Origin of the sequence: Sorangium sp. So ce1153 (assembly GCF_051521595.1) — a bacterium.
In the GTDB taxonomy this organism is placed as follows: Bacteria; Myxococcota_A; Polyangia; order Polyangiales; family Polyangiaceae; genus Sorangium.
Genome location: NZ_CP150361.1, coordinates 12,339,645 through 12,363,509 on the forward strand (window position 1 = coordinate 12,339,645; position 23,865 = coordinate 12,363,509).

The window sequence follows — 23,865 nt, forward strand, 5'->3', positions numbered from 1 at the left end:
GGGCGTGATGATCCTCTGCGGGCTCGGCGTGCAGCGCGCCGTCGATCGCGCCGCGGAGCACATCCAGCGCGCCGCGCTGTTCCGCACGCAGGGGGTCCACACGCTGCCGGACGAGGAGTTCTGGCCCCGCGTGGCGCGCCTCGCGGAGCAGGCGCACCCGGCCGACCTCGTGCTCGTCGCGGAGCTGCCCGCGGGCAGCTGGCACCTCCGGTTCTGGAACGACCGGCCTGGTTCCTGACGAAGCAGGACATGCCGGCGGTCGTGGTCCCGCTCATCGCGTTCGGCGAGATCGAGGGTCGGTCGGCGGCTCGCCCTCGGGACGCCCCTGGTCGCCTGGTTCTGCAGACTGCGCATCAGTACACCTCACTGCAGCTCGGACATACATTGTGCTGCCCTCCTCCGTCCTGAGTCGATTCGACGGACTCGCTCTCCCGCTCCCGCAGGGCGACGCGCGGTGGTTGTTGTTGGCGTCGTCCGCCGACTCGTAAGCTACCTCTGTGGAGCTCGTTCCGCCGCTCGTCCTCGTCAATCGAATAGGTGCTGGCTCAGCGCGTCGAGCTCGGAGCGGCTGGCTGGGCGCCGCGTCGCCTGCGGGGGCTCCCAGTGGGTCGCCCCGTTCGGCGACTGCACCTGAACTCGTTGCCATGGTGCTGGCGGGCTGGGGGGCGTGGGCGGCCCCCCTGGCGGCACTGCTCGGTGCCAGACCTGCCCCTCGGAGATATGATCGGTTGCACGCACGACCCTTCGCGGGCAGGCGAGCAAGGTCAGGCCATCGATGATCGCCGAAAGAGGCTACTCGCGCCTCGAGAAGATCGAGGAAAAAGCTGATTTCAGCTTGATCCGCGCGTGCCGCGAGGGCGACGGTGTCCCCGTCTTGCTGAAAGTCCTGCGCGCGGAACGAGCGACCCGCGCCGAGGTCGCGCGCTTCAAGCACCAGTACGAGCGCATCGCGCAGCTCGCCTCACCCCGCCTCGTCGCGCTGCGCGGCGTCGAGGAGCGCGCCGGCGCCCTGATTGTCGTTCTCGAGGACTTCCCCGGCCGCGATCTCGCGCGGCTCCTCGCCGCGCGCCCGTCGCGCACAGTACCGATCAGCGAGGCGCTCGATCTCACGGCCGCGCTCGCCGAAGGCCTCGCCGCCGTGCACGCGGCGGGGCTCATCCACCGCGATCTGCGACCGCACAACGTGCTCGTCGGCGCGCGCGCCGCGGTCAAGATCACGAGCTTCGGCGTTGACGCCGAGATCACCCGCGCGCACGAACGGCTCTACGCGCCGGAGGTGATCGCCGACGTGCTGCCCTACGTCTCCCCCGAGCAGACAGGCCGCATGAACCGCGGTGTCGACTACCGGACCGATCTCTACGCGCTCGGCGTCACCCTTTACCAGATGCTCACGGGTCAGCGCCCCTTCGAGGCCCTGGACCCGATGGAGCTCATCCACGCGCACCTCGCCCTCGCTCCCGCGCCGCCGTCCCGCGCCGACCCGACCATCCCCGAGGCCCTCTCCGGCGTCGTGCTCAAGCTGCTCGCGAAGAACGCAGAGGACCGTTACCAGAGCGCCGAGGGCCTGCTCGCCGACCTCGAACGCTGCCGCGAAGCCCTGCGCGGCGCGGGGACGATCGAGCCCTTCGTCGCGGGCCAGCACGATCGCCACGACCTGTTCCGGATCCACCAGAAGCTCTACGGCCGCGAGCAGGACATCGAGGCGCTCACCGCCGCGTTCGCCCGCGCGCGCGAGGGCAGCCGCGAGGGCGTCCTCGTCTCCGGCTACTCGGGCATCGGCAAGTCCTCGCTCGTGCATGAGATCTTGAAGCCGCTCGCGCGGCAGAAGGGCTATTTCACGAGCGGCAAGTACGACCAGTACAACCGCGACGCGCCCTACAGCGCGATGATCCAGGCGTTCGACGGCCTGGTGCGGCAGATCCTCACCGAGAGCGAGGCGCGCATCGAGCGCTGGCGCAGCGCGATCCTCGAGGCGCTCGGGCCGAACGCGCAGGTCGTCTGCGACGTCATCCCCTCGCTCTGTCATGTGGTCGGCGCCCAGCCGCCCGTGCCGGCGCTCGGCCCGCTCGAGGCGCAGAACCGCCTGAACCGGTGCTTTTTGCTGTTCGTCTCCGTGTTCGCGCGCGCTGCGCACCCGCTCGTCCTGTTCCTCGACGATCTCCAGTGGATCGACGCCGCGAGCCTCGGGCTGCTCCGCGCGCTGCTCGCCGACGACTCGCTCGAGGCGCTCTTCTTCTGCGGCGCCTACCGCAACAACGAGGTGTCGCCCGGGCACCCGCTCGTCCGTGTCATCGACGAGCTCAAGCACACAGGGCTCGTCGTGCGCGACATCGTCCTCGCCCCGCTCGCGCGCCCGCACCTCCTCGAGATGCTCTCGGACAGCCTCAAGCGCGACGACTGCGGGCCGCTCGCCGATGCGGTGCAGAAGAAGGCCGGTGGCAACCCGTTCTTCGTCAAGGAGTTCGTCCGGTCGCTGCACGATCACGGCGCGCTCACCTTCGCTGCCGGGTCAGGCTGGAGATGGGACCTCGCCCGGCTCGACGCGCTCGCGTACACGGACAACGTCGTCGACCTCATGGTGCGCGCCATCGTGCGGCTACCAGCGACGACCCAGGCGGCCCTGAAGCTCGCGGCGGCGATCGGCAACCGGTTCGAGCTCGACGTGCTCGCCACCGTGAGCGAGTGCTCGCCGGAAGAGGCGTACGGCCGCCTCGATCCCGCCGTGTGCGAGGGGCTCGTGAGCGCCGGGCGCGAGGGCTACCGCTTCGCCCACGACAAGGTCCAGGAGGGCGCCTATGCCATGATCCCGGAGGCGGACCGGCCCGCCTTCCACCTCCGGATCGGCCGGCTGCTCGCGGGCAAGCTGGACCTCTCCGAGAGCCAGAGCCTCTTCGATGTCGTCGGCCAACTGAACAGCGCAGGCGAGCTCGTGTCGGACCCCGCGGAGCGCCTGCTCCTGGCCCGCATGAGCCTCGAGGCCGCCTGCCGCGCCGAGGACTCGGCCGCCTTCGGCGCCGCCCTGCGCTACCTGAAGCTCGGTCTCCTGCGCCTCCCGGAGGACGCCTGGGCGTCGCAGTACCCGCTCCGACTCAAGTACGCGATGAAGACCGCGCTCATGCTCTCGATCTGCGGCCAGCACGACGACGCCATCGCGACCCTCTCCGATGGCCTGGCGCGCGCCGTGGGCCGGCTCGATCGCACCGAGGTGCTGCGGCTCAAGATGAACGTGCAGGTGCTCAAGAACGACCTGCCCGCCGCGCTCGCGGAGGGGTTCGCGGCCCTGCGCCCGTTCGGGCTCGACCTGCCCGCGCTCCCCGATCAGGCCATGGTCGACGCCCAGATCCGGGCAACGCTGGATGTCGTCCGGGAAAAGACGCTCGAGGCGCTGCCCGACCTGCCGCCGCTCGCGGACCCGGAGATCCGGGCCATGCAGGACGTGCTCGAGGAGCTCTCCTCTCCCTGCTGGTTCTTGAGCCCCAACCACCTCGGCATCGTCGTCGCGAAGGTCCTCGAAAACGCGTTCCGCCACGGGCTGTCGAAGCACGCGCTCTACGGCTGCCTTAACTTCGGGATGTTCCTCTGCGGCCGTGGCGACATCGCGCTCGGCTACCGCTTCGGCCGCGCCGCCGTCGACCTCTGGGAGCGCTACCCGGACAAGAAGTCCGAGGCGATGCTCCGCGACATGTGGGGCGCCTTCGTGCAGCACTGGAGAGAAGGCTATGCCGCCTGCAAAGAGTCGCTGTTCGCAGGGGTGCACGCCGGGCTCGAGGCGGGCCAGTACATCTGGGCGTTCTACAGCTCGGCGAACTGCGTCACGAACAGCCTCCTCCGCGGCCTGCCGCTCGCCGACCTCCTCGCCGAGGTGCAGAGCTACCAGCCGATACGAAAGCTCGACAAGTTCAACGCCATCACCTGGATGGTCGGCGCGGTCGGGCAGCTCGCGCACCAGCTCTCGAACGATACCGCGTGCCCGGCCCAGCTCAAAGGCGCATGGGTCGACATCGACGAGGTGATCGAGGAGGCACGCCGGATCGACAGCCAGGGCATGCTCTTCTTCGCCACCTTCTATGTCGTTCTCCTCGGCGTCTTCCAGGGCGTGTTCGAGGAAGCGGCGCGCACCGCGCTCCCGCTGAACATCGAGATCCCGAACGGGGTGGCCTGGCACGGCACCTCCGCGTTCCATTTCTACGCCGGCGTCGCGTTCACGCGGGCGGCGGACACCGTATCCCCGGACGAGCGCGCGCTCTTCCTCGCCCGCGCGGAGCTCTTTGCTGAAAAACTCTCGCGCTGGGCGGACCTCTGCCCGGAGAACCTGGCGCACCGCAGCGCCCTGCTCCGCGCCGAGCTCGCGCGCGTCCGCGGGGACGCGCGCGCCGCCGCCGGGGATCGCTACGACGAGGCGATCGCCCTCGCGCAGCGCGGCGGCTACCTCCACGACGAGGCGCTCGCCAACGAGCTCGCTGGCCTCTTCTTCCGCGCCCTCGGCAAGACCACCGTCGCCCGCGCCTACCTCACCGAGGCGCACAGGGCCTACGGCCGATGGGGCGCGACCGAGGCGATGCGGCGCCTCGAGCGTGCGTACCCAGACCTCGTCCCCAGCGAGATCCTCCGCGCCGCGACGCCTCCGGAGGCCGCCGCGCCCGCCACCACCGCGCTCGACCTCGGCTCGGTGCTCAAGGCCTCCCAGGCCATCTCGGGCGAGATCGTCCTCGACCGCCTGCTCGACGCGCTCATGCGCATCCTGGTCAAGAACGCCGGCGCGCGGCGGGGCTGCCTGCTCCTCGCCCGCGCCGAGACCCTGCTCCTGGCGGCCGAGGCGAGGGCGGAGGGGACCCAGATCGAGGTGCGTATTCCTCACGAGCCCGAGGCCTCCCCTTCGGATCTGCCGGCGTCCCTCCTCAACTACGTCAGGCGCAGCAGGGAGAAGGTGATCCTGGACGACGGGACGGCACAGAGTCCCATCATCGCCAGCGGCGACTTCTATCGTTACCCCAGATCCGCCCTCTGCCTGCCCATCCTGCGGCAGGCGGAGCTCGTGGGGCTGCTCTACCTGGAAAACGACCTCATCGCCGGCGCGTTCACCCCGGAGCGGCTCTCAATGCTGGAGCTGCTCTCGGCCCAGGCCGCCATCTCGATCGCCAACGCCACGCTCTACGCCGACCTGCTCCAGGAGAACAGCGAGCGCCGGCGAGCGGAGCAGGCCGTGCGGGACAGCAAGGAGCTGCTGCAGTCGATCATCGACAACTCGACAGCGGTGATCTACATCAAAGATCTCGAGGGTCGCTACCTGATGAGCAACCGGCGCCACGCCGAGGTGTTCCACGTCAGCGAGCAAGCGATCGTCGGCAGGACCGACTACGACATCTTCCCCAGGGAGCGGGCCGACGCCTTCCGCGCCGTCGACCGGGCGGTGCTGGCCACCGGCACGGCGCTGCAGGCCGAGGAGGTGGCCCCCCAGGACGATGGGCTGCACACCTATATCTCCCTCAAGTATCCCCTGCGCAACGCGGCGGGGCAGCCCTATGCCGTCTGCGGCATCTCCACCGACATCACCGAGCGCAAGCAGGCCGAGGCGGAGCGCCAGGCCCGCAAGACGGCCGAGGCCGAGAGCCGCGCGAAGACCGAGTTCCTGAGGAACATGAGCCACGAGCTGCGCACGCCGCTCAACGCCATCCTCGGCTACGCCCAGATCCTCAAGCGCTCCCCGGGGCTCGATGGCCGCGAGGCGACGGGGCTGGATACCATCCAGCAGAGCGGCCAGCACCTCTTGACCCTCATCAACGACCTTCTGGACCTGGCCAAGGCCGAGGCGGGCAAGATCGAGCTCTACCCCAGACCGATCCATCTCTCGGCCTTCCTGACGGTCGTCGCCGACATCATCCGCGTCAGGGCGGAGCAGAAGAGCCTTCACTTCGTCTACGAGGTCACCCCCCACCTGCCTCAGGCGGTGCTGGCCGACGAGAAGCGCCTGCGCCAGGTGCTGCTCAACCTCCTGGGCAACGCGGTGAAATTCACCGATCGGGGGCGGGTGCGCTTCGGGGTGCAGGTGCTCGCCCAGGACGAGACCGGGGCGCGCCTGCGCTTCGAGGTGGAGGATACCGGCGTCGGAATGACGCCGGAGCAGCTGGCCAAGCTCTTTCAGCCCTTCGGGCGGGTAGGGGATGTGCGGCGCCGCGCGGGTACCGGCCTCGGCCTGATGATCAGCCGCCAGCTGGTGCACCTCATGGGCAGCGAGATCCACGTGGACAGCCGGCCCGATCAAGGCAGCCGGTTCTGGTTCGAGGTGACGCTGCCGGTGACCGAGCTCGCAGCGCCCCTCCGGCCTTCCGAGCGGGTCGCCGTCGGCTACGAGGGGCCGCGACGGAAGGTGCTGGTCGCCGACGACGTGGTGGGCAATCGGGCGATGCTCTCGGACCTGATGAGCGGCCTGGGCTTCGAGGTCTGCGAGGCGGCCAATGGCCAGGAGGCCGTTGAGCAGGAGATGGCGGCGTCGCCGGATCTGGCGGTGATGGATCTGGTCATGCCGGTGATGGGCGGCCTGGAGACCATCCATTGCATTCGTCGCAATCGCCAGGCTCGGGGGCTCGCGCGGCTGCCGTTCATCGTCGTCTCCGCGAGCGCCAGCGACGAGGACCAGACAGAGAGCGTCGCCGCCGGTGCCGACGCCTTCCTCACCAAGCCGATCGACTGGGAGAGTCTGCTTCAGATCATCGGAGCCCAGCTCGGGTTGACCTGGATCTATGGCAGACCGGCCGAGGAGCAAGCCGGGGACGGGGACGCCGCGGAGCTCGTGGTGCCGCCCCGCGAGCAGATGGAAGCTCTGCACGCCCTGGCCCTGAAGGGCAACATGCGCGACATCCAACAGCTGGCGGCCTACCTGACCACCCTCGACGAACGCTACCGCCCCTTCGCCGACCGCCTGCATCGCCTGGCCCAGGGCTATCAGTCCAAGGCGATCCGCCACCTCGCCGAGGAGCACCTGCATGGACTCGAGCCGAACGCGACGCTGGGCCCGAAGCGGCGGCGCGTCGGGGGCGGCCAGCGACCATGAGCAGAGCCACGGCCCCCAGCGCTCGCCCCCGCACGATCCTGATCGTGGATGACACGCCGGCCAACCTCGGCGTGCTGGTGGACCACCTGGAACGCGTGGGTCATCAGATACTCATCGCTCAGGACGGTGAAGAGGCCTTGGAGCGGGCCAGCCTCATGAGACCCGACCTGATCCTGCTGGACGTGCTGATGCCGGACATCGACGGTTTCGAGACGTGCCGGCGCCTGAAAGCGGCTGAAGACACCCGAGACACGCCGGTGATCTTCATGACCTGTCTCAACGACGCGGCCGACAAGCTCGTGGGGTTCACGGCGGGGGGCGTCGATTACATCACCAAGCCATTCGAGATTGGAGAGGTGATAGCGCGGGTCACGACGCACCTGAGCCTGCGCGAGGCGCAAAAGGAGCTCGAAGAAAAGAACGCGGAGCTGCGCCGCGTCCATCAAGAGCTGGAACAACGGGTGCAAGAGCGCACGGTCGAGCTGGCCAGATCGAACGCCGCTCTCCGCGAGAGCCAGCACCTGCTCCAGGCCATCGTCGACAACACGACCGCCGTCGTCTTCGCGAAGGACATCGAGGGCCGCTACATGCTCGTCAACTGCGGCTTCGAGGAGCTCTTCCACCTGCGCCGCGAGCAGGTCATCGGCAAGACCGACCACGACCTCTTCCCGCGCGAGCAGGCCGACGGGTATCGCGCCAACGACTTGCTCGTCCTGCAGCAGAATCGGGCCATGGAGCTCGACGAGGCGGCCCCCCAGCGCGACGGCGCACGCACGTACCTGTCTGTCAAGTTCCCGCTCCGCGGCCCCGCCGGAGAACCTGAAGGCGTCTGCGGTATCTCGACCGAGATCACCAGCCGCAAGCACGCCGAGGACGTGCTGCGCCATTCCTACTCACTCCTCGAGGCCACCCTCGAATCGACGGCGGACGGCATCCTGGTCGTCGACAGCGCGAGGCGCGTCGTGCGCCATAACCACAGGCTCGCGCAGATGTGGAGCATCCCCGACGACGTCCTTGCCAGCGGATCGGCCGACGTGTGCCTCGCGTTCGCCTGCGGCCAGCTCCGCGAGCCCGAGCGCTTCGTGCAGGGCGTCCATGACCTCTGTGCCGAGCCCGAGGTGAGCGCCGTCGACACGTTCGCGCTCCTGGACGGGCGGGTCTTTGAGCGTTATTCGCAGCCCCAACGCCTCGGCGGGCGCGTGGTCGGGCGGGTCTGGAGCTTCCGCGACATGACGGCGCGCGTGCACGCCGAACAGCAGTGCGATCGGCTCCTGCTAGAGGAGCGGCGCTCGCGCGCGGCGGCGGAGGAGGCTACCCGTCTGCGGGACGAGTTCCTCCTCGTCGCCTCGCACGAGCTCCGTACCCCGCTCACCAGCCTGCAGCTCTCCATTCAATCGCTGGAACAAAGGCTCTCGCGGGGCATGGACGTCGCGCGCGTGCGATCCGCGGTCGCCCTCTCCAGCCGCCAGATCAAGCGCCTCGCCACCCTCATCGACATGCTCCTCGACGTCTCCCGGATCCAGGCGGGAAGGCTCGATCTGAACAGGGCGCCCGTCGATCTGCGCGAGCTGGTCACCGAGCTGGTCGCCCACCTCGGCGACCAGCTCGCGCAGTCGGGCAGCACGCTCGCGGTGCTCGCGGAGCAGCCGGTCATCGGCTGGTGGGACCCGTACCGCCTGGAGCAGGTCGTGACCAACCTCCTCACCAATGCCATCAAGTTCGGGGAACACTCGCCGATCGAGATCGCCATCACCGGGGAAGATCGGGTCGCACGGCTCTCGGTGACGGACCATGGGATCGGGATCCCGGCTGAGGTGCAAGCGCATCTCTTCGAGCGATTTCGCCGCGGCGTCTCGTCGCGGCACTACGGAGGGCTCGGGCTCGGCCTCTATATCGCGCGCACCATCGTCGAGGCGCACGGCGGGCGAATCGGCCTATCGAGCGAGGTCGGCCGGGGCTCGACCTTCTGCGTCGAGCTGCCGCTCTCGACCGAGAGCGCAGGGAGCCACCCTACATAGCCGGAGCCGGTCACCCCAGCATACCGGCTTCGGGTAAAGCGCCCCGTGGCTCGCTGCCCACTTGCAGGTGGAGGCGTCCGAGCAGCCAGCGCGTCGTGCCGGTCGCGTCGTCGTTGCAGCGTTCGGTCACCACGATGTCGACTCGAGCGTTGCCGTTCATGTCCATCAGCATAAACTCGGGACGAACCGCGTGAAGCCTGCTGGGCGTTCCACCTGCGACAGGAGCATGACCGAACGCACCGTGCACGTCATGCGGGGGGCGATGTCCCCTCACCGCTGCCGCCGCCTCGACCCAAGCTGCGCCGAGTGATATGAGCAAAACGCCCTCATTCGAGAAGAGCCGCACCCGAAGCTCGTCCGGACACCCATGGTTGACGCCCATGGGGGCCGAGCTGGCCCCAGTCGTGGACCACATCGTTGTTGCCAACCTCCGACACATCGCCCCAACACGGTTTCAGGCGAGAAGGTTCATGCGCTCAAACAAAAATCTTCTCTTGGCCGAATTACGCGCCCTGAGCTCCGAGCTTGAAGAGCTTCGCCAGGAAGCCGGCCGTTGCGGCAATTTCGATCCCTTGGAAAAGAAGCTGGGCGCCGTTCGCCAGTTCGTCCTGGATGCGGAGAACGCCTCGTGCTGGCGGCGCTGGGAAGGCGATCTCGAGCTTCTTCACGAGGCCACGGTGCTTCGCGATGTTCTGGATCGCGCTCTCTGCGACCTGGAAAAGGACCATTCCCGCCGCCTTTGCGAGCGACTGGCAGAGGGGACCTTGCCTGCGGAAGCCTACCTGGATGCGACGTACACGGAGTTCCAGAGGCCGTTCCGGGTGGAATTGGCGGCTTCCGGGGTAGGCCCGAGATCCAGGATTGTTTTCATAGGGGCCGGCGCGCTGCCGGTCACGGCCCTGCTCTTCGCCCGGGAAAGCGAGGCGGAGTTGCTGTGTCACGATATCGATCCTGAAGCGACCCGTCTCGCGAACAATCTTGTGATGCGTCAGGGTCTAGCGGAGCGGATCCGGTGTAGCTCCCATCCGCTCGAGGCGATCCCTTGTGTCAGACAGGCGAGCCATTTCATCATCGCCGCGCTGGTCAAGGAGAAGGCCGCCATTCTTCGGCAACTAGGCAGCCAGATGCACGGGCAGGCGAAGATCATCCTTCGCTACGGCAACGGCATCAAATCGCTCTGCAATTATCCGTTCGAGAAGGAGCTTTCAGGGTCCTGGCGCGTCACCCCGCTTATCCATACCGGGGCGGTCTATGACGCCGTACTTCTTGAGCGACGCAATGGAAGCGAGACGGGCGTGGTCGCCGCCGTCGACCAGGAGCAGGGTGTGCCGTGAAGCTGCTGCTGGCGACCTGCGCGAAGATCCCTCCCGAGGCAATCGGCTGCGATCTGGCGCTCAAGAAGGCCCTGGAACATCGGGGGGTGGAAACCGTCTTGCGTCCCTGGGACCAGATCAACCCGCAGGAGGAGGCCAAAGGCCACACGGCGGGCGTGGTGGTCCGTTCCGTGTGGGACTACACGGAACAGAGTGAGAAATTCTTCCGATGGCTCCATGGACTGCGGAACAAGGCGATCCCCGTGATCAATGAGGTCAACCTGCTCCTATGGAACGCGAACAAGCGGTATCTGCTCGACCTCATCGCCCACGGAGTACCCTGCCCGGTCACGCGCATCGTCGACCAGAATCCAGATATAGAAACCACGGCGTCCGAAATTCCTGGAGATCGGCTCGTCTTGAAGCCCTGCATCGGGGAGAGCGGCGTGGGCGTGACCCTCGTTGAGCGCCGCCAGGTGGCCGCGCAGGCCGAGGCCCTGCGCGCCGAGACGGGCCGGAACGAGCTCTTGCTCCAGGAATTCATGCCCGAAATCCGCGAAGGCGAATTGTCGCTCGTGTTCATCGACGGACGTTTCGCCCATGGAGTGAGGAAGCGCCCCAATCCCGATGAATTTCGGGTGAACGGGCGCTACCGCCCGCTTGCTCCGGTGTCCGTTGTTCCCGAGAAGGAGCATGTGGCGGCCGCGGAGGAGGTCTTGCGGCATGTCCCTGGTCGCCCCGTTTACGCGCGGATCGACGGCATCCTGCGCGGTGGCCAGTTCGTCCTGATGGAGATTGAGGTCATCGACCCCGCGCTCTATCTCGACATGGCCCCCGCGTCGGCAAATGCGTTGGCGGACGCCATCGTGGCGGCACTACATCCTAGCTGATCCGCGGCAGGTCCTTGTAGCGCGAATCGATTTCGCCGAGGACTTCGCGGATGACGTTCATGATCATGCGGATGTCCGACTCGACCAGATCGCCCATGACACTGATTCGAAACGTTCCAGCGGCGGTCAGCCGTCCCGGGAAGATGGTGATCCCGCGCCGCTCCAGCGCTTCGTAAAAGGGCCGGAAGTCATGCGCGAACGGCTCGGGAACGTGGAAGGTCGCGATGATGGGGATGGCCACCTCGTCGGGGATCAAGGTCCGGAATCCCCATTGGCGGAAGCCATCGATCAGGATGCGCCAATTGCGCCGGTAACGTGCCCCGCGGGCGGCCACGCCGCCTTCCCGCCGGTGTCGTTCGCAGGCGCTGGCCAGGGCCGCGACAACGTGGGTTGGCGGCGTCCAGCGCCAGGTGCCGCTCTTTTCCATCGTGCTCCACTGGGCATGGAGATCGAGCGAAAGCGACATGGACCTGCCCGCCGAGGCGGCCAGGGCGTCCTTGTTGACGAGGACGAGGCCGATGCCCGGGACGCTTTCCAGGCATTTGTTGGGAGAGATGATGAGCGCCTCGAGATCGAGCGCGGCCACGTCGATGGGAAAGCCGCCGAAGGAAGCGACGGCATCGACGATGAGGCGCTTGCCCCTGCGCCGGGCCACTTCCGCTACCATCTCGACCGGATTGAGCACGCCGGTGCCGGTCTCCGCGTGGCACATGGCGATGTGCGTGATGGAGGGGTCGGCGTCGAGGGCTCTTTCGAGATCCTCGCGCGTCGGTAACGGCAGCATCGGAAGGTCGAGGGTCGCGACCTTGAGGCGAATGCCCTCGGCGATTTCCCTGAGCCGGATTCCGTAGAAGCCATTCTGCACGATCAGGATCGTGCCGGTATGCGGCACCAGGGTCTGCATGGCCGCTTCGATGGCGTAGCTGGCGCTGCCTTGCAGGGGAACGCAGGCATGCGTTTCCGTGCCGTTGGCGATCTCGAGCAGATAGCGGCGGATCGCGGCGGTCATGTCGACGAAGTCGCCCGCGTAGGGGTTCCGGTCGAGCAGCATCGTCTCACGGATTTCCGGCGGGACGGTAAGGGGCCCCGGCGTGAGCAGGTAGTGGTCGTGTCGGCGATTCATTCTGAATTCAAGGCATCCACCCTCAGCAATGGAAACAGGGCCGCCCGTGGAGAGGGATCGGCCGACGGCCTCGAAAGCCGCCACGCCGTTGAGCACGTCATCCATGGGAATGGGATACGGGGCCTCTCCGGAGATGGCATCGGCAAAAGCCTCGATCTCGGCGCGCTCCGTGGAAGCAGCCTCGAAGGAAAAGGAACGGCCTTTGCCTGCGAGGTCGACAATTTCGAGCGTGTTCGGGTCACGAATCTCCGCGCTCCCCTGGGTCCCGAACACCTGAAGGCGAAATGTCGGCGCCGTGGCCATCATCGTCGTCACCGAGGCCGTGGCTCCGGAGGCCAGGGTGAGGAGGGCGGAGACGGTGTCCTCGAGAGGCGCCAGGGCCGCGATGCGCGAGGAGCCCACCGCGAACACGCCGGTGACGGGACCGCCGAGATGGATGATCGCGTCGATCATATGAATGCCACCCCCGGCGAAGCCGCCCGCCGGATTTTCCTCCGCTGTCAAACGCCATTGCCCGGGGGAGAATCGCCCGATGAGGTTCGCGGTAAAGTTGCTTTCGATGTGACGAAGGGTGCCCAGGCCGCCCTCCCCGACGATGCTCTTCAGCTTGCGCATCGCGGGAAGGAACCGACGGTTGAACCCCGCGGCCACCACAACTCCCGCCGACGAGGCGGCAGCGGAAGCCTGCACCGCACTGGACGAAGTGAGCGTGAACGGCTTTTCGACGAAGACGGGGCGCCCCGCGCGGACGCAGGCCTCGATCTGCGCGGCATGGAGGGAATGAGGTGTGGCGAGCACGATGCCCGCGATCGTCGGTTGGGCCAGCGCTTCTTCCAGCGAGGCGAGGACCTTGATTCCCCGCGAGGCGGCCGCCTGCTCGACGCGGCCGGGAGTACGGCTGACCGCGGCGGCAAAACGGACTTTGGGGCTGACGCCCTGCACGGCATCCACGAGGAAGGTGCCCCACCGCCCGAGTCCGACGATTGCCAGGTCGATCATCGACGCCTCTCAGGTAGAGGTTCCGTCACGTGGCCGACACCTGCGGCGCTTCGCCGTTCTTGGCCGACACGTAGAACCCGTCATGGGTGTGCAAGCGTTGCAAACCGGGGTGGAGGGGACGGCGGTCCCCGGGGTGCAACTTGAGCCAGAGCCGCAGGAGGAGCCGGCGCCGCTCGACTTCGGGCCAATCCTCGAAGGTGGAGCGCGAATGAAGGACCGTGTAGTTGCTCATCAACGACGCTTCTCCTGGTTCCAGGATGAACTTGTAGGCGAACTCGTCGCTGTCGGCGACTTGCTGGAAATAGTCGAGCGCGTCCCGCTGAAGCTGGGTCATTCCCTTGTTCCTCGCGGCTTGCTCGAGGAACGGCTTGACCATGAAGACGCTGAGCTGGCCCTCGGCTTCGCTGAAGACCGGAACGCGGTAATCGGTTATCAGCGACCGCTCGCCCTTCGCCTCCTCTCCCTGCCAATGGACGTAGTAGCCGGCATAGAGCGGGGCGAGATACTCGGGATGGGTCTCGACGATCTTGTCATGAATGGCGAGGGCGCTCGCTATTCCGCTATGGCCGCCCAGCTTGGCCTTGCGGATCGTCAGAAGACCGACCAGCGCGCTGAAGTCGCTGTGCATGTCCAGGGGGATATTGGAGTTGTAGGCCCGCCCGCCCCCGCGATCGATGACCTGGTTCAGCCGGTCGCCGTGATGGCTCTGCTCCACCGGCACTCCGAGCTGCTTGCCCACGGCCCAGAACAACAGTCCCATTTCCTCCGGCGTATAGGTATCGACCGGCCAGCCGCGGATGACGATGACGCCGCGCTTGTGGAGGACCTCGTCGGCGATCCGGCGGATATCGTCGTGAATCTCGACGAGGGGGAAATCGCTCTCGGAAGCGGTCCGAAGCGTGAGGCCGCGTTTCCGCGCCTCATCCATGATCCTTTCGAACGCTCTCAGGTGCCGGGGTTCGAGATCGAAGGAGATTTTTTCTTTCGTCAGGTCCGAGGCTTTCCAGGCTCCGGGATGGCCAGTGTACCTTGCAAGGCTGTTGGACATGTCGATTTCCCGCGTGAAGTATTGCAGAGCAATGGGTCAATGACCACTAGATAACCTTCGCCGGCGACGGGGAGAAGTTTCCAGCAACTGTGTCGTAAAAGCGACGGATGTTCGAATGGACCGGCTGCTTTTCCTGGGAAGTCCTCAGCCACAGCCGCAGGAGAAAGCGGCGGCGTTCCTGTTCCGGCCAGTCCTCAAAGGGAGCGCGGTCGTGCAGAATGGCGTAGTTGTTGACGAACAGCGCCTCGCCCGCTTCCAGCATGAAGGTGAATTTCAGTTCGTCGCCGACGGCATGAAAGTATTCGAGCGCCTTGCGCTGCAGCTCCGTGAGCGGTTCTTTCCGCTCCGCGACCGCCTGCTCGACGACCCTTTTGTTCATGAAGGAAACGCTGACCTGCCCGTCGAGCTCGCTGAAAATGGGCACGCGGTAGTCGGGTGTTATTGGACGTTCACCCTTCTTCTCGTTGCCCGTCCAGTGAATATAATATCCTTCGTACAGAGGCGCCAGATATTCTGGATGCGCGGCGGCAATGCGGTTATGAATTTCTGTACCGCTGACCAGGCCGCTCAATCCCCCCGACTTGGCTCGCCGGATGGCCATCAGCCCCATGATGCCACCGTAGTCGGTATGGATCGTCATCGCGTTCTCGGAGGTGAAACCTTTGCCCCGCGTCCCCGGTGCCAGCTGGGGAACATCGGTCACATAGCCGAGACGATCCCCTTTCCAGCTTTGGACGATGGGCTGGCCCCATTGCTTGCCCAATGCCCAGTAAAGGAGAGCAATTTCCGCTTCCGTACAGCGGTCCATCGGCCATCCGCGAACGATGACCACGCCGCGGCCATTCAGGATTCTGTCGGCGATAAGCTGCACGTCGTCCTGGATGTCCTCGAGCTGAAAATCCTCGTCGGAAGCGCTCTCGAGCGTGACGCTGCGTTTCCGGGCTTCCTGGATCACGCGGTCAAAGGCCTCCAGGTGTCTGGGCCCGAGATCGAAGGCAACTTCGTCCTTGGTCAGGTTCTTTCCGTCCCAGGCCCGGGGGTGTTTGATTTGTTTCGTCTGGATCTTGGAGGGAGCAAACGATGTTTCCATGGTGGGTCATCCTCCCGGGGGCGCGAAGCCGGCAAAGCTGCCGAGATCGTCTTTTGCCGTCTAGTTTTTTCGCGCGACAGGCAACGATGCGCAGGTCGTGGCTGCTCACGGCGCGCGGGTTCCGCGCTGCTTGCGTCGGAACGCCCCGGGAGTCTCGCCGATGAAGCGCGTGAATGCGTGGTGGAACGACGCCTCGCTCCGGTACCCGACCCGCGCCGCGATCTCGTTGAGCCCACCCTCGCTCTCGAGCAGAAGCTGCGCCGCCCGGGTCATGCGCGATCGCGTGAGGTACTGCATGGGCGTCTCGCCGACCTTCGCGACGAAGCGCGCGGCCAGGGCGGATCTCGAGAGGCCCGCCACCCGGCCGAGCGACTCGATCGTCCACGCCGCGGCGGGATCACCGTGTATGGCCGCGAGGGCGCGAGCGAGCGCCGGATCGGTGAGCGCCTTGAGATCGCCGCGGGCGCCGTCAGGGGCCTCCCCCTGCTGACGAAGCAGCTCGATGAAGAGCACCTCGGCCATGCGACGCAGGAGCGCGCGACCGCCGCTGCGGATCGCGGTCGCTTCCGCGCGGAACAAGGTCAGCGCCGCGTCGAGGGTGCGGCTCGCCGCCGGCGACGCCACGAGCATCGGCGGCAGCTGGGCCAAGAGCGGCCCCTTGAGCGGCGTCGCCAACCGGAAGCCGACGCCCACGAACGCGCTGCGAGCCTCGTCGCCATCGTCGCGCAGCGTGGCCAGCGACAGCCAGGGACACTTCGACGCTCGCGTCAACTCCGCTCGCGTCCCTGGTGAATCACGCAGCTCGATGGGCCTGGAGGAGGTGTGAAGGAGCACGTCGCCGGCGGTCAGCGTCGCCGGGCGCGCTCCCTCGGTGGAGACCGTCACGCTCCCTCGAACGACGCCGAGCAGGAGGACGTGGATGTCCGCGTGCCGCCGGGCGCAGAGCGCGAAGGGGGCCGTCAGCTCGAAGGCGCCCTGCACCTCTGTCGAGAGACGCAGCGTATCGATGAGATCCGAGAGCGGATCGAGCGGATCGGCCGCTCTATCTGGACGCTTCGACAATTTGTCTGGACGCTGCCGCATGGCGAGAGAGGCGCGCCGATCTTATCCGTTCTTCCGTGGCTTTGCCATCAACGAAGGAGTCTGACATGCCCGTCCTGCCGCCGAGCGCCCTCGACCAGCTGTTCCTTCAAGCCCGTACGCACAACGGCTGGCTGGACCGGCCCGTGCCCGACGCGGTGTTGCACGAGCTCTTCGATCTCGTTCGCATGGGCCCGACCAGCGCCAACTCCAGCCCGGCGCGCTTCGTGTTCGTGAAGAGCGCCGCCGCGAAAGAGCGGCTGAGGCCGGCGATCTACCCGGGCAACGTCGAGAAGACGATGAGCGCGCCGGTGACCGTCCTCCTCGCCTATGATCTGACGTTCCACGAACGGTTGCCCAGGCTCTTCCCGATGGGTGACAAGAGAGCCCAGTTCGCGGCGATGCCGGACGACGTTCGCGCCGGGCATGCCCTGGCGAACGCCGCGCTCGAGGCCGGGTACCTCATCCTGGCGGCGCGCGCGCTCGGCCTCGATTGCGGCCCGATCGGCGGCTTCGACGCCGCCAGGGTCGAGGAGGCCTTCTTCGGCGACCTGCCGTGGAAGGTGCTCTTCCTCGTCAACCTCGGGTACGGCGATCCGGAGAAGCTCTACCCCCGCAACCCGCGCCTCACGTTCTCGGAGGTAGCGCGCATCGAATGACGCCAGTCGCGACAGCGTGGCGAGGCGGTGCTGGACCTCGCGACGGAGCCCGACGAGATCGAGCAAGCCCGCCGCCATGCGATGGCGGCTGCGGGGAGCTACTCTCGCCAGCGGTCGAGGAGCTCGCGGGCGGAGCCGCCGCGCTCGAGGCGGGCGCGCGTCACCGCGCCGTCGGGGGCGATGTCGACGATGAACTCGAGCGTCGGGTCGCCGCGCAGGTGGTAGCGGAGGTCGGCGACGCGCACGGTGGTCCCGCCGTCGCCGGCGGGGGCGTGGCGGACCACGGGGAAGCGAGCCCAGGCGAGCGCCTCACGCACGGTGGGGACCGCCACGACGCGGGCGGGGACAGGGCCGCTGGGCGCGCGCGCGACCCGGCGCTCCTCGGTCGGCGCGCCGCCGAGCAGGCTGACCGTGCCGGCGGCGTAAGCGTCCTCGTGCGCCGCGATGAAGCGCCATGTCGTCACGCCGAGCAGCGCGGGGAAGACGGCGACGCGCTGCGCTTCGGGATGGGCGGCGGCGACGCGGGCGACGAGGACCTGCTGCGTCGCGATCCGACCGCCGACGTACACGGCCGCGACGGCGGCCCCGGCGAGGATCGCGCGGCGCCAGCGCGCCGGCCGGCGCCGCGCGACGAGCGCGCCGAGGGCGAGCGGCAGCGTGACCAGCGGGTCGAGCACGCCGGTCCAGTCGAGCGTCAGGCGCGCGTCCGAGAACGGGAGGAGCAGGCGCGTCCCCCACCCGGTCCAGAGGTCCGGCAAGAGGTGCGCGAGGGCGACCGAGAGAACGCTGAACGCGTAGACCGGGCCGAACCGAGCCCGCCGCCGCAGGACGAGCCAGGCGATCCCGGCGGCCACCGCCGCCACCACCGGCGCGAAGAGGAGCGCGTGCGAAGGCCCGCGGTGCGCGCGCAGCGTGCGCAGCACCGCGTCCCCCGCCGGCCAGAAGTAGTCGAGATCCGGCAGCTCGGCGGCGATCACGCACGCGAGCAGCACGGCGCGATCGGTCGGCGACGCGCGCCTCTCGCCGGGCCTCACGTCGGGGCGACGCGCTGCGCCGACCGCCAGGCCGAGGAGCCCGTGCGTGAGCGTGTCCATGAAGGTCGTCAGCTACCTCATGGCCCCGAGCGGGCGCAAGGCCGTGACCCGCTCCAGCCCGCCGGAGGGCAGGCGCCGACCCGAGGCGCGCAACCGTGGCCGAGGACTGCGCTACGGGCCTCCGAGAGCTTGCGCTCGGACCGCCCCCAGCAGCTCGTGCCGATCGAGGCGAACCGCCCGGCGTCGACGACGGGCCGGCCCTCGACGCGCTGGGGGCCGGTGCGGGTCGAGGGCGGCGCTGGGCACGTCCCTCGAGACATGGAGGTTTCCGCCTCCATCCTCGAGGGCGGCGCCACCAGGGGGACGCGCCGCGACATCCCGTGGTCCGGCGCCGGCTGGCGCCTCGATCCGAGGTGTGCGGGCGCGCCACGCGCGCCGGAGCAGTCGCAAATCATAATAGTTTCAGCAAGATAGCGCGCAACCAGCGCCCGGGAGCGCGCCTCGATCGGCTGGCCGCACAGGCTCCTCACGCGTTGACTCCTCCTCGCCGACGCGCTGGCACATCGGTTGCTCAACAGGCTGGCATCCGGCGCGCAACCGAGGCCGCCGGACGAAAAAGCAACGCATTCGCGGTGCGCAGCGAGCACGCCCGGTCCGAGCACCTTCGGCCCGGCAGCCACGCTGCGCCCAGCGGCAGAATCAGGAGATCCTCATGAATACCTATCGCATCGTCAACGGGCTCGCTTTCGTTTGCTTCAGCGTCGCTGCCCTCGCCTTCGCGGGCTGCGCCGTCGGCGCCGGCGACGACGACTCGCTCCTCGACGACGTGGTGGAAGAGGACGTGGACCAGGCCGAGCAGGCCATGGGCGTCGAGTGCGCCAGCGCCGCCGCCACCGCCACGTTCGTCGGCGGCATCAACTACAGCTCGCCTCAGACTTACAACACCACCAGCTGCTACAAGGGCGTCGTCCTCGACGTCTCCAGCTACTCCTCGCTCTACGCGCAGAACCCGAGCGGCTCCGTCTTCCCGGGCCGCACCACCGTCGAGTGGGCCGACAGCCTCCCCGCCTTCGAGGACGAAGGCCACGAAGCCAGGTGCGAGAGCACCTACGTCGCCGCGGACCTGTTCGAGAAGGTCGGCTCAAGCTGGGTCCACAAGACCAGCAAGGAGTCGCTCGGCAGCTGGACCCCCTTCTTCGACGGCGGCTTCTGCGCTGGCCCCGCCGTCTCCTTCTCCTCCGAGATGCAGGCCGGGAAGACCTACCGCATCTCCGCCACCGCCCGCAGCTACAAGGGCAGCTCCGCCCCCACCCGCAAGCTCCACGTCGAGTCCCTCCAGCCCGTCAAGGCCCCTCGCTGAACGCTCCGCGCGGGGCCGTCGAGCTCCGCGCGCAGCGTGCCCCCATCGGCTCATCCGGGGAGCCAGCCGCAGCCAGGCCTGCCCCGCGGCTGCCGCAGAGGGTCAGCCGGGCGCCGCGCCCCCGAGCTGGCCGATCCAGCGCGCCGCCTCGTCGACCGCCGACCGCGCGAGCGCGGCGTCGAGCGGCACGCCCGCGCGCGCGAGGGAGCCGAGATCGTGCAGCCGCGCGAGCACGGCGTGGGCCTCGATGGGCAGCCCGCCCGCCGGCACGAGGTCGCGGTACACGACCGTCACGAGGGCCGCGTGCGACTCGGGCGCCGGCCCCTCCAGCATGCCCGCGATGGTCCCGGCGAGGGCCTCGTAGGCCGCACGCGCGGCGTCCGCGGCGAAGCCGGCCTCCAGCACCACCCGCGCGAGCCGCAGCCTCTCCTCGGCCGCCCTCCGCGCTGCCATCGCCCGCGGGCCCTCCGTTCGCGGGCGCGCGTCCCCGCCACCGTCGCCTCTCGCCTCCGCGGCCGTCTCGCCGGCCGCCGCCTTCGCCACGGCCTCGCCTACCGGGGCGCCCTCCGCCACGGCGTCATTCGCCGGGACAGCCTCGCTCGCGAGCCCCTCGGAAAGCAGCGCTGGCCCGCCGGCTCCTCCGCCCTCCGCGGGCAGCGCGACGTCCAGCTCCGCCGCCGCGGCCCCTCCCTCGCCCGCGCTCCCCTCCGCCGCCGCGAGGACCTCCCGCATCTCGCGCAGCACCACGGCGAAGCTCGGCGCGGCGAGCTCTTCCACCTCGCAATCCGCGCGGAGCGACGCCATCAGCACCTTGCGCTTCTCGTTCAGGATGCCCTCGATGCCTCGCTCGATGCCCTCCTCGGCGCAGAGGTAGGTCACGCTGACGCCGCGCGCCTGCCCCATGCGGTGCGCGCGCCCCGTGCGCTGATCGAGGCGCGCCGGGTTCCACGGCAGGTCGAGGTGCACGACGTAGCTCGCCGCCTGGAGGTTCAACCCCACGCCGCCCGCGTCCGTGCTCAGGAGCACCTGCACCGCCGCGTCCTCGCGGAACCGGTCGAGCAGCGCCGGGCGCCGCTCCGTCGGCACGTCGCCGTGCAGCACCACGTACCCGACGCCGAGCCGGTCGAGCCGCTCCGCGGCCAGGGCGAGCATCCCCACCCACTCGGAGAACACGATGACCTTGTTCCGGGGCTGCGCCGTGATCTCCGCGACGACCGCCTCGAGCTCGTCCAGCTTCGACGAGGCCCTCTTGCCGCGCTTCGGATCGCACAGCTCGAGCGCGTTGCACGCCTGGCGCGCCTTGAGGAGCAGCATCATCAGCCGATCCAGCTCTTCCTTGCGCAGCGGGCGGCGCTCGGAGATCGCGATCAGCCGGCCCGCCTGCGCGCGGTAGTCCGCGTCGAGCTCGCGCTGCTCCCGGGAGAGCGGCGTGTACCGCGTCTGCTCGAGGAGCGGCGGCAGGTCGAGCAGCACCTCGGCCCGCTCGCGCCGCAGCACCGCGGGCGCGATGCGGCGCCGCAGCTCGCCGAGGTTCTTGTAGCCGACCACCCGGCCCCTGTCGTCCTGGCGCTGGAAGTCGAGGTTGAACCGCCAGAGCGGCCCGAGGAGCGCGGGATCGACGAGCTGGAGGAGCGCGTACAGGTCGTCGAGGCGGTTCTCGACGGGCGTCCCCGTGAGGATGAACAGGAACCGCGACGGCAGCGCGCGGAGGGTCGCGGCCGTCTTCGTGCGGAAGTTCTTCGCGCGCTGCGCCTCGTCGAGCACCAGCACGTCGGCCTCGAGCGCCTGGAGCCGCGAGAGCTCGCGCCAGGTGATCTCGTAGCTCAGCACCGTGTACGCCGCGCCCAGGGCGAGCGCCCCCGTGCGCTTCATCGGAGACCCGCCGAGCACCGCCGCGCGCTCGCCGGTCCACCGCGCGATCTCCTGCGCCCACTGGTGCTTGAGCGACGCCGCCGTGACGATGAGCAGGCGCCGCGCCTCGCCGCGGCGGCGGAGCAGCTCGCACGCCGCGATGGCCTGGACCGTCTTGCCGAGGCCCATGTCGTCGGCGAGCAGCGCCCGCCCGTGGCGGAAGAGGTGCAGCGCGCCCTCGCGCTGGTAGGGGAAGAGCGGCAGCCCGAGCTCCTCCAGCGCGTCCTTCCCTCGACCCGCCCGCGCCTCGAGCGCGCGCCGGCGGCGATCGCGCCAGATCGCCTCCGCGAGCCGCCGCGCCGCCGGCAGTGCCGCGTGGACGACGCGCGGCCCGAGCGCCTGCTCCCCGGCGCCCCTCGCCGACAAGGCCTTCAGCAGACCGCCCGCCTGCACGAGCTGCGCGCGCTGCTCGCGGAGCGCCTCGGGCCACACCCCGACCGCGAGCAGGCGCAGGCCCCCCTGGGCGTGGACCGTCAGGGTCGGCCGCGCCGGCGCGGCGAGCCGGCCGAACGCGCGGCGCCATGCCGGGTGCTCCGCGACCGCCCGGCGCACCGCCTCGAGGTGCTTGCACGTGCCGAGCTGATTGCCCAGGAAATCAAGGCAGGTGCAGGTGTCGTGGCGCGCGCTGCCGTCCACGAGGTCGACGACGTACCGGCCGCCGCTCTTGCTCGCCACCTCGTAGTCGCCGTCGACTCGACCGCTGAGCGGCGTGACGCTGAACGGCTCGGTGTGCGCCCGATAGACACGCACGTCACGCTCGTACCGGCAGACAGCGTCGGGGTCCTCGTAATCATCACATTGCGGGGCATTCCAGCGGATCGGCTCGAGCGAGGCAGGGCGCACGGCGCAGCTTTGCCGCAGCCGCCCTGGAGTCGCAACAGGCCCCGCGGGAGAAGTGTGCGTTCCTTTTTGAGGCGACGATTTCTCGCCATTCGAACACGAGAGCGCGCCTGTCGCGCGCGAGCTCGCGATATGGCGGCGGAGCAGCCCGATCGGGTGACGCGGTGGGCGTGCGAGCCGGGCAGGGCGCGAGCGCGACCGGCCATGTCGAGGTCGGCGTGGCCACGCACGAGGGCGGGGCGCCGGAAGCGCAGGACGTCCTCGCGATCGGGAGGGCGAGCCCGGCGCAGGTCGAGGGCGGCGCGCCCGGGGGGACCGGCCTGCGGGGGTCATGGCGGCTGCCGCCTCCAGGTAGAGGGCGGCGCCTCCAGACGATGCGCCGCGGCGGCCCGCGGTCCGGGGCGGGCCGGTGCCTGCGCCGTCCCGTGATGAGGCGCGACGCGCCGCCGGCGTGGCTCAAAAATATATTTAATTACGAATACTTAGCCACATCGCCGCCGCGCGAGGACGCGCCTCGCCCGCCTCGCCGGACAGGGCCTCTTCGGGCGAGCGCGCCGCGCCGACTCGCTGGCACATCGGTTGCTCAACAGGCTGGCGTCCGGCGCGCAAACGAGGCCGCCGGACGAAAAAGCAACGCATTCGCGGCGCGCAGCGAGCACGCCCGGTCCGAGCACCTTCGGCCCGGCAGCCACGCTGCGCCCAGCGGCAGAATCAGGAGATTCTCATGAATACCTATCGCATCGTCAACGGGCTCGCTTTTGTTTGCTTCAGCGTCGCTGCCCTCGCCTTCGCGGGCTGCGCCGTCGGCGCCGGCGGCGACGACTCGCTCCTCGACGACGTGGTGGAAGAGGACGTGGACCAGGCCGAGCAGGCCATGGGCGTCGAGTGCGCCAATGCCGCCGCCACCGCCACGTTCGTCGGCGGCATCAACTACAACTCGCCTCAGACTTACAACACCAGCAGCTGCTACAAGGGCGTCGTCCTCGACGTCTCCAGCTACTCCTCGCTCTACGCGCAGAACCCCAGCGGCTCCGTCTTCCCGGGTCGCACCACCGTCGAGTGGGCCGACAGCCTCCCCGCCTTCGAGGACGAAGGCCACGAAGCCAGGTGCGAGAGCACCTACGTCGCCGCGGACCTGTTCGAGAAGGTCGGCTCAAGCTGGGTCCACAAGACCAGCAAGGAGTCGCTCGGCAGCTGGACCCCCTTCTTCGACGGCGGCTTCTGCGCTGGCCCCGCCGTCTCCTTCTCCTCCGAGATGCAGGCCGGGAAGACCTACCGCATCTCCGCCACCGCCCGCAGCTACAAGGGCAGCTCCGCCCCCACCCGCAAGCTCCACGTCGAGTCCCTCCAGCCCGTCAAGGCCCCTCGCTGAACGGGTAGTGCTCAAAATTGAACATGAAGGCGGGAAAGCGGGAAGAAAAGATCAATGATCTTCCCGTCTTCCCGCCT

General features: G+C 68.7%; 15 protein-coding genes. 8 read left to right on the plus strand and 7 right to left on the minus strand.

The window, feature by feature from the left end; translation table 11 throughout:
• Nucleotides 1-4 precede the first annotated feature (4 nt).
• The 3 genes from WME85_RS44860 (at nt 5) to WME85_RS44870 (ending at nt 9,069) form a co-directional block, all read left to right on the plus strand.
• Nucleotides 5-238 carry a hypothetical protein gene (locus tag WME85_RS44860; protein WP_437830381.1) on the plus strand — a complete coding sequence of 78 codons (234 nt, stop codon included), beginning with the start codon at nt 5-7 and terminating at the stop codon, nt 236-238.
• 537 nt (nt 239-775) lie between these two features.
• On the plus strand, nt 776-7,051 hold the full coding sequence (locus WME85_RS44865) for an AAA family ATPase (RefSeq protein ID WP_437830383.1): 6,276 nt from the start codon (nt 776-778) through the stop codon (nt 7,049-7,051).
• Nucleotides 7,048-9,069: an ATP-binding protein gene (locus tag WME85_RS44870; RefSeq protein ID WP_437830384.1), complete on the plus strand. Its 2,022-nt coding sequence runs from the start codon at nt 7,048-7,050 to the stop codon at nt 9,067-9,069. The genes WME85_RS44865 and WME85_RS44870 overlap by 4 nt, the downstream gene beginning before the upstream one ends.
• A gap of 10 nt (nt 9,070-9,079) precedes the next feature.
• Here the strand turns inward: WME85_RS44870 and WME85_RS44875 are convergent, their stop codons facing one another.
• A complete protein-coding gene (locus WME85_RS44875) occupies nt 9,080-9,229 on the minus strand; it encodes a hypothetical protein (protein WP_437830386.1) in 150 nt (49 codons plus the stop codon).
• Nucleotides 9,230-9,539: 310 nt separating this feature from the next.
• Here WME85_RS44875 and WME85_RS44880 point away from each other — a divergent pair, with 310 nt between their 5' ends.
• Together WME85_RS44880 and WME85_RS44885 are read left to right on the plus strand one after the other, a co-directional pair.
• Nucleotides 9,540-10,403 carry a nicotianamine synthase family protein gene (locus WME85_RS44880; RefSeq protein ID WP_437830387.1) on the plus strand — a complete coding sequence of 288 codons (864 nt, stop codon included), beginning with the start codon at nt 9,540-9,542 and terminating at the stop codon, nt 10,401-10,403.
• A complete protein-coding gene (locus WME85_RS44885; RefSeq protein ID WP_437830389.1) occupies nt 10,400-11,272 on the plus strand; it encodes an ATP-grasp domain-containing protein in 873 nt (290 codons plus the stop codon). Before WME85_RS44880 ends, WME85_RS44885 begins: the two co-directional genes overlap by 4 nt.
• Here the strand turns inward: WME85_RS44885 and WME85_RS44890 are convergent.
• The 4 genes from WME85_RS44890 to WME85_RS44905 all read right to left on the minus strand — a co-directional run bounded on the left by WME85_RS44890 (nt 11,265) and on the right by WME85_RS44905 (nt 16,594).
• The gene (locus WME85_RS44890; RefSeq protein WP_437830390.1) at nt 11,265-13,394 is read right to left on the minus strand and encodes a 2-aminoethylphosphonate--pyruvate transaminase; all 2,130 of its coding nucleotides are present in this window, start codon (nt 13,392-13,394) and stop codon (nt 11,265-11,267) included. The two genes, WME85_RS44885 and WME85_RS44890, sit on opposite strands and share 8 nt — an antisense overlap.
• Nucleotides 13,395-13,419: 25 nt before the next feature.
• Nucleotides 13,420-14,442: a TauD/TfdA family dioxygenase gene (locus WME85_RS44895; RefSeq protein ID WP_437830391.1), complete on the minus strand. Its 1,023-nt coding sequence runs from the start codon at nt 14,440-14,442 to the stop codon at nt 13,420-13,422.
• 46 nt (nt 14,443-14,488) lie between these two features.
• Complete coding sequence (locus WME85_RS44900; RefSeq protein WP_437830392.1) at nt 14,489-15,532, minus strand: TauD/TfdA family dioxygenase; 1,044 nt, start codon at nt 15,530-15,532, stop codon at nt 14,489-14,491.
• A 105-nt stretch (nt 15,533-15,637) separates the two neighbouring features.
• Nucleotides 15,638-16,594, minus strand: a complete 957-nt coding sequence (locus WME85_RS44905) for a cupin domain-containing protein (protein WP_437830393.1) — start codon at nt 16,592-16,594, stop codon at nt 15,638-15,640.
• Nucleotides 16,595-16,680: 86 nt separating this feature from the next.
• On the opposite strand from WME85_RS44905, the gene WME85_RS44910 reads away from it, so the two are divergent.
• A complete protein-coding gene (locus WME85_RS44910) occupies nt 16,681-17,271 on the plus strand; it encodes a malonic semialdehyde reductase (RefSeq protein WP_437830394.1) in 591 nt (196 codons plus the stop codon).
• Between the two features lie 98 nt (nt 17,272-17,369).
• Here WME85_RS44910 and WME85_RS44915 read toward each other — a convergent pair whose 3' ends face one another.
• Complete coding sequence (locus tag WME85_RS44915) at nt 17,370-18,365, minus strand: metal-dependent hydrolase (protein WP_437830395.1); 996 nt, start codon at nt 18,363-18,365, stop codon at nt 17,370-17,372.
• A gap of 652 nt (nt 18,366-19,017) precedes the next feature.
• Between WME85_RS44915 and WME85_RS44920 the strand changes: the two genes are divergently transcribed.
• A complete protein-coding gene (locus tag WME85_RS44920; protein ID WP_437830396.1) occupies nt 19,018-19,665 on the plus strand; it encodes a hypothetical protein in 648 nt (215 codons plus the stop codon).
• 102 nt (nt 19,666-19,767) lie between these two features.
• Here WME85_RS44920 and WME85_RS44925 read toward each other — a convergent pair whose 3' ends face one another.
• Complete coding sequence (locus tag WME85_RS44925; protein ID WP_437830397.1) at nt 19,768-22,326, minus strand: DEAD/DEAH box helicase; 2,559 nt, start codon at nt 22,324-22,326, stop codon at nt 19,768-19,770.
• Between the two features lie 814 nt (nt 22,327-23,140).
• Here WME85_RS44925 and WME85_RS44930 point away from each other — a divergent pair.
• Nucleotides 23,141-23,788: a hypothetical protein gene (locus WME85_RS44930; RefSeq protein WP_437830398.1), complete on the plus strand. Its 648-nt coding sequence runs from the start codon at nt 23,141-23,143 to the stop codon at nt 23,786-23,788.
• Nucleotides 23,789-23,865: the final 77 nt, after the last annotated feature.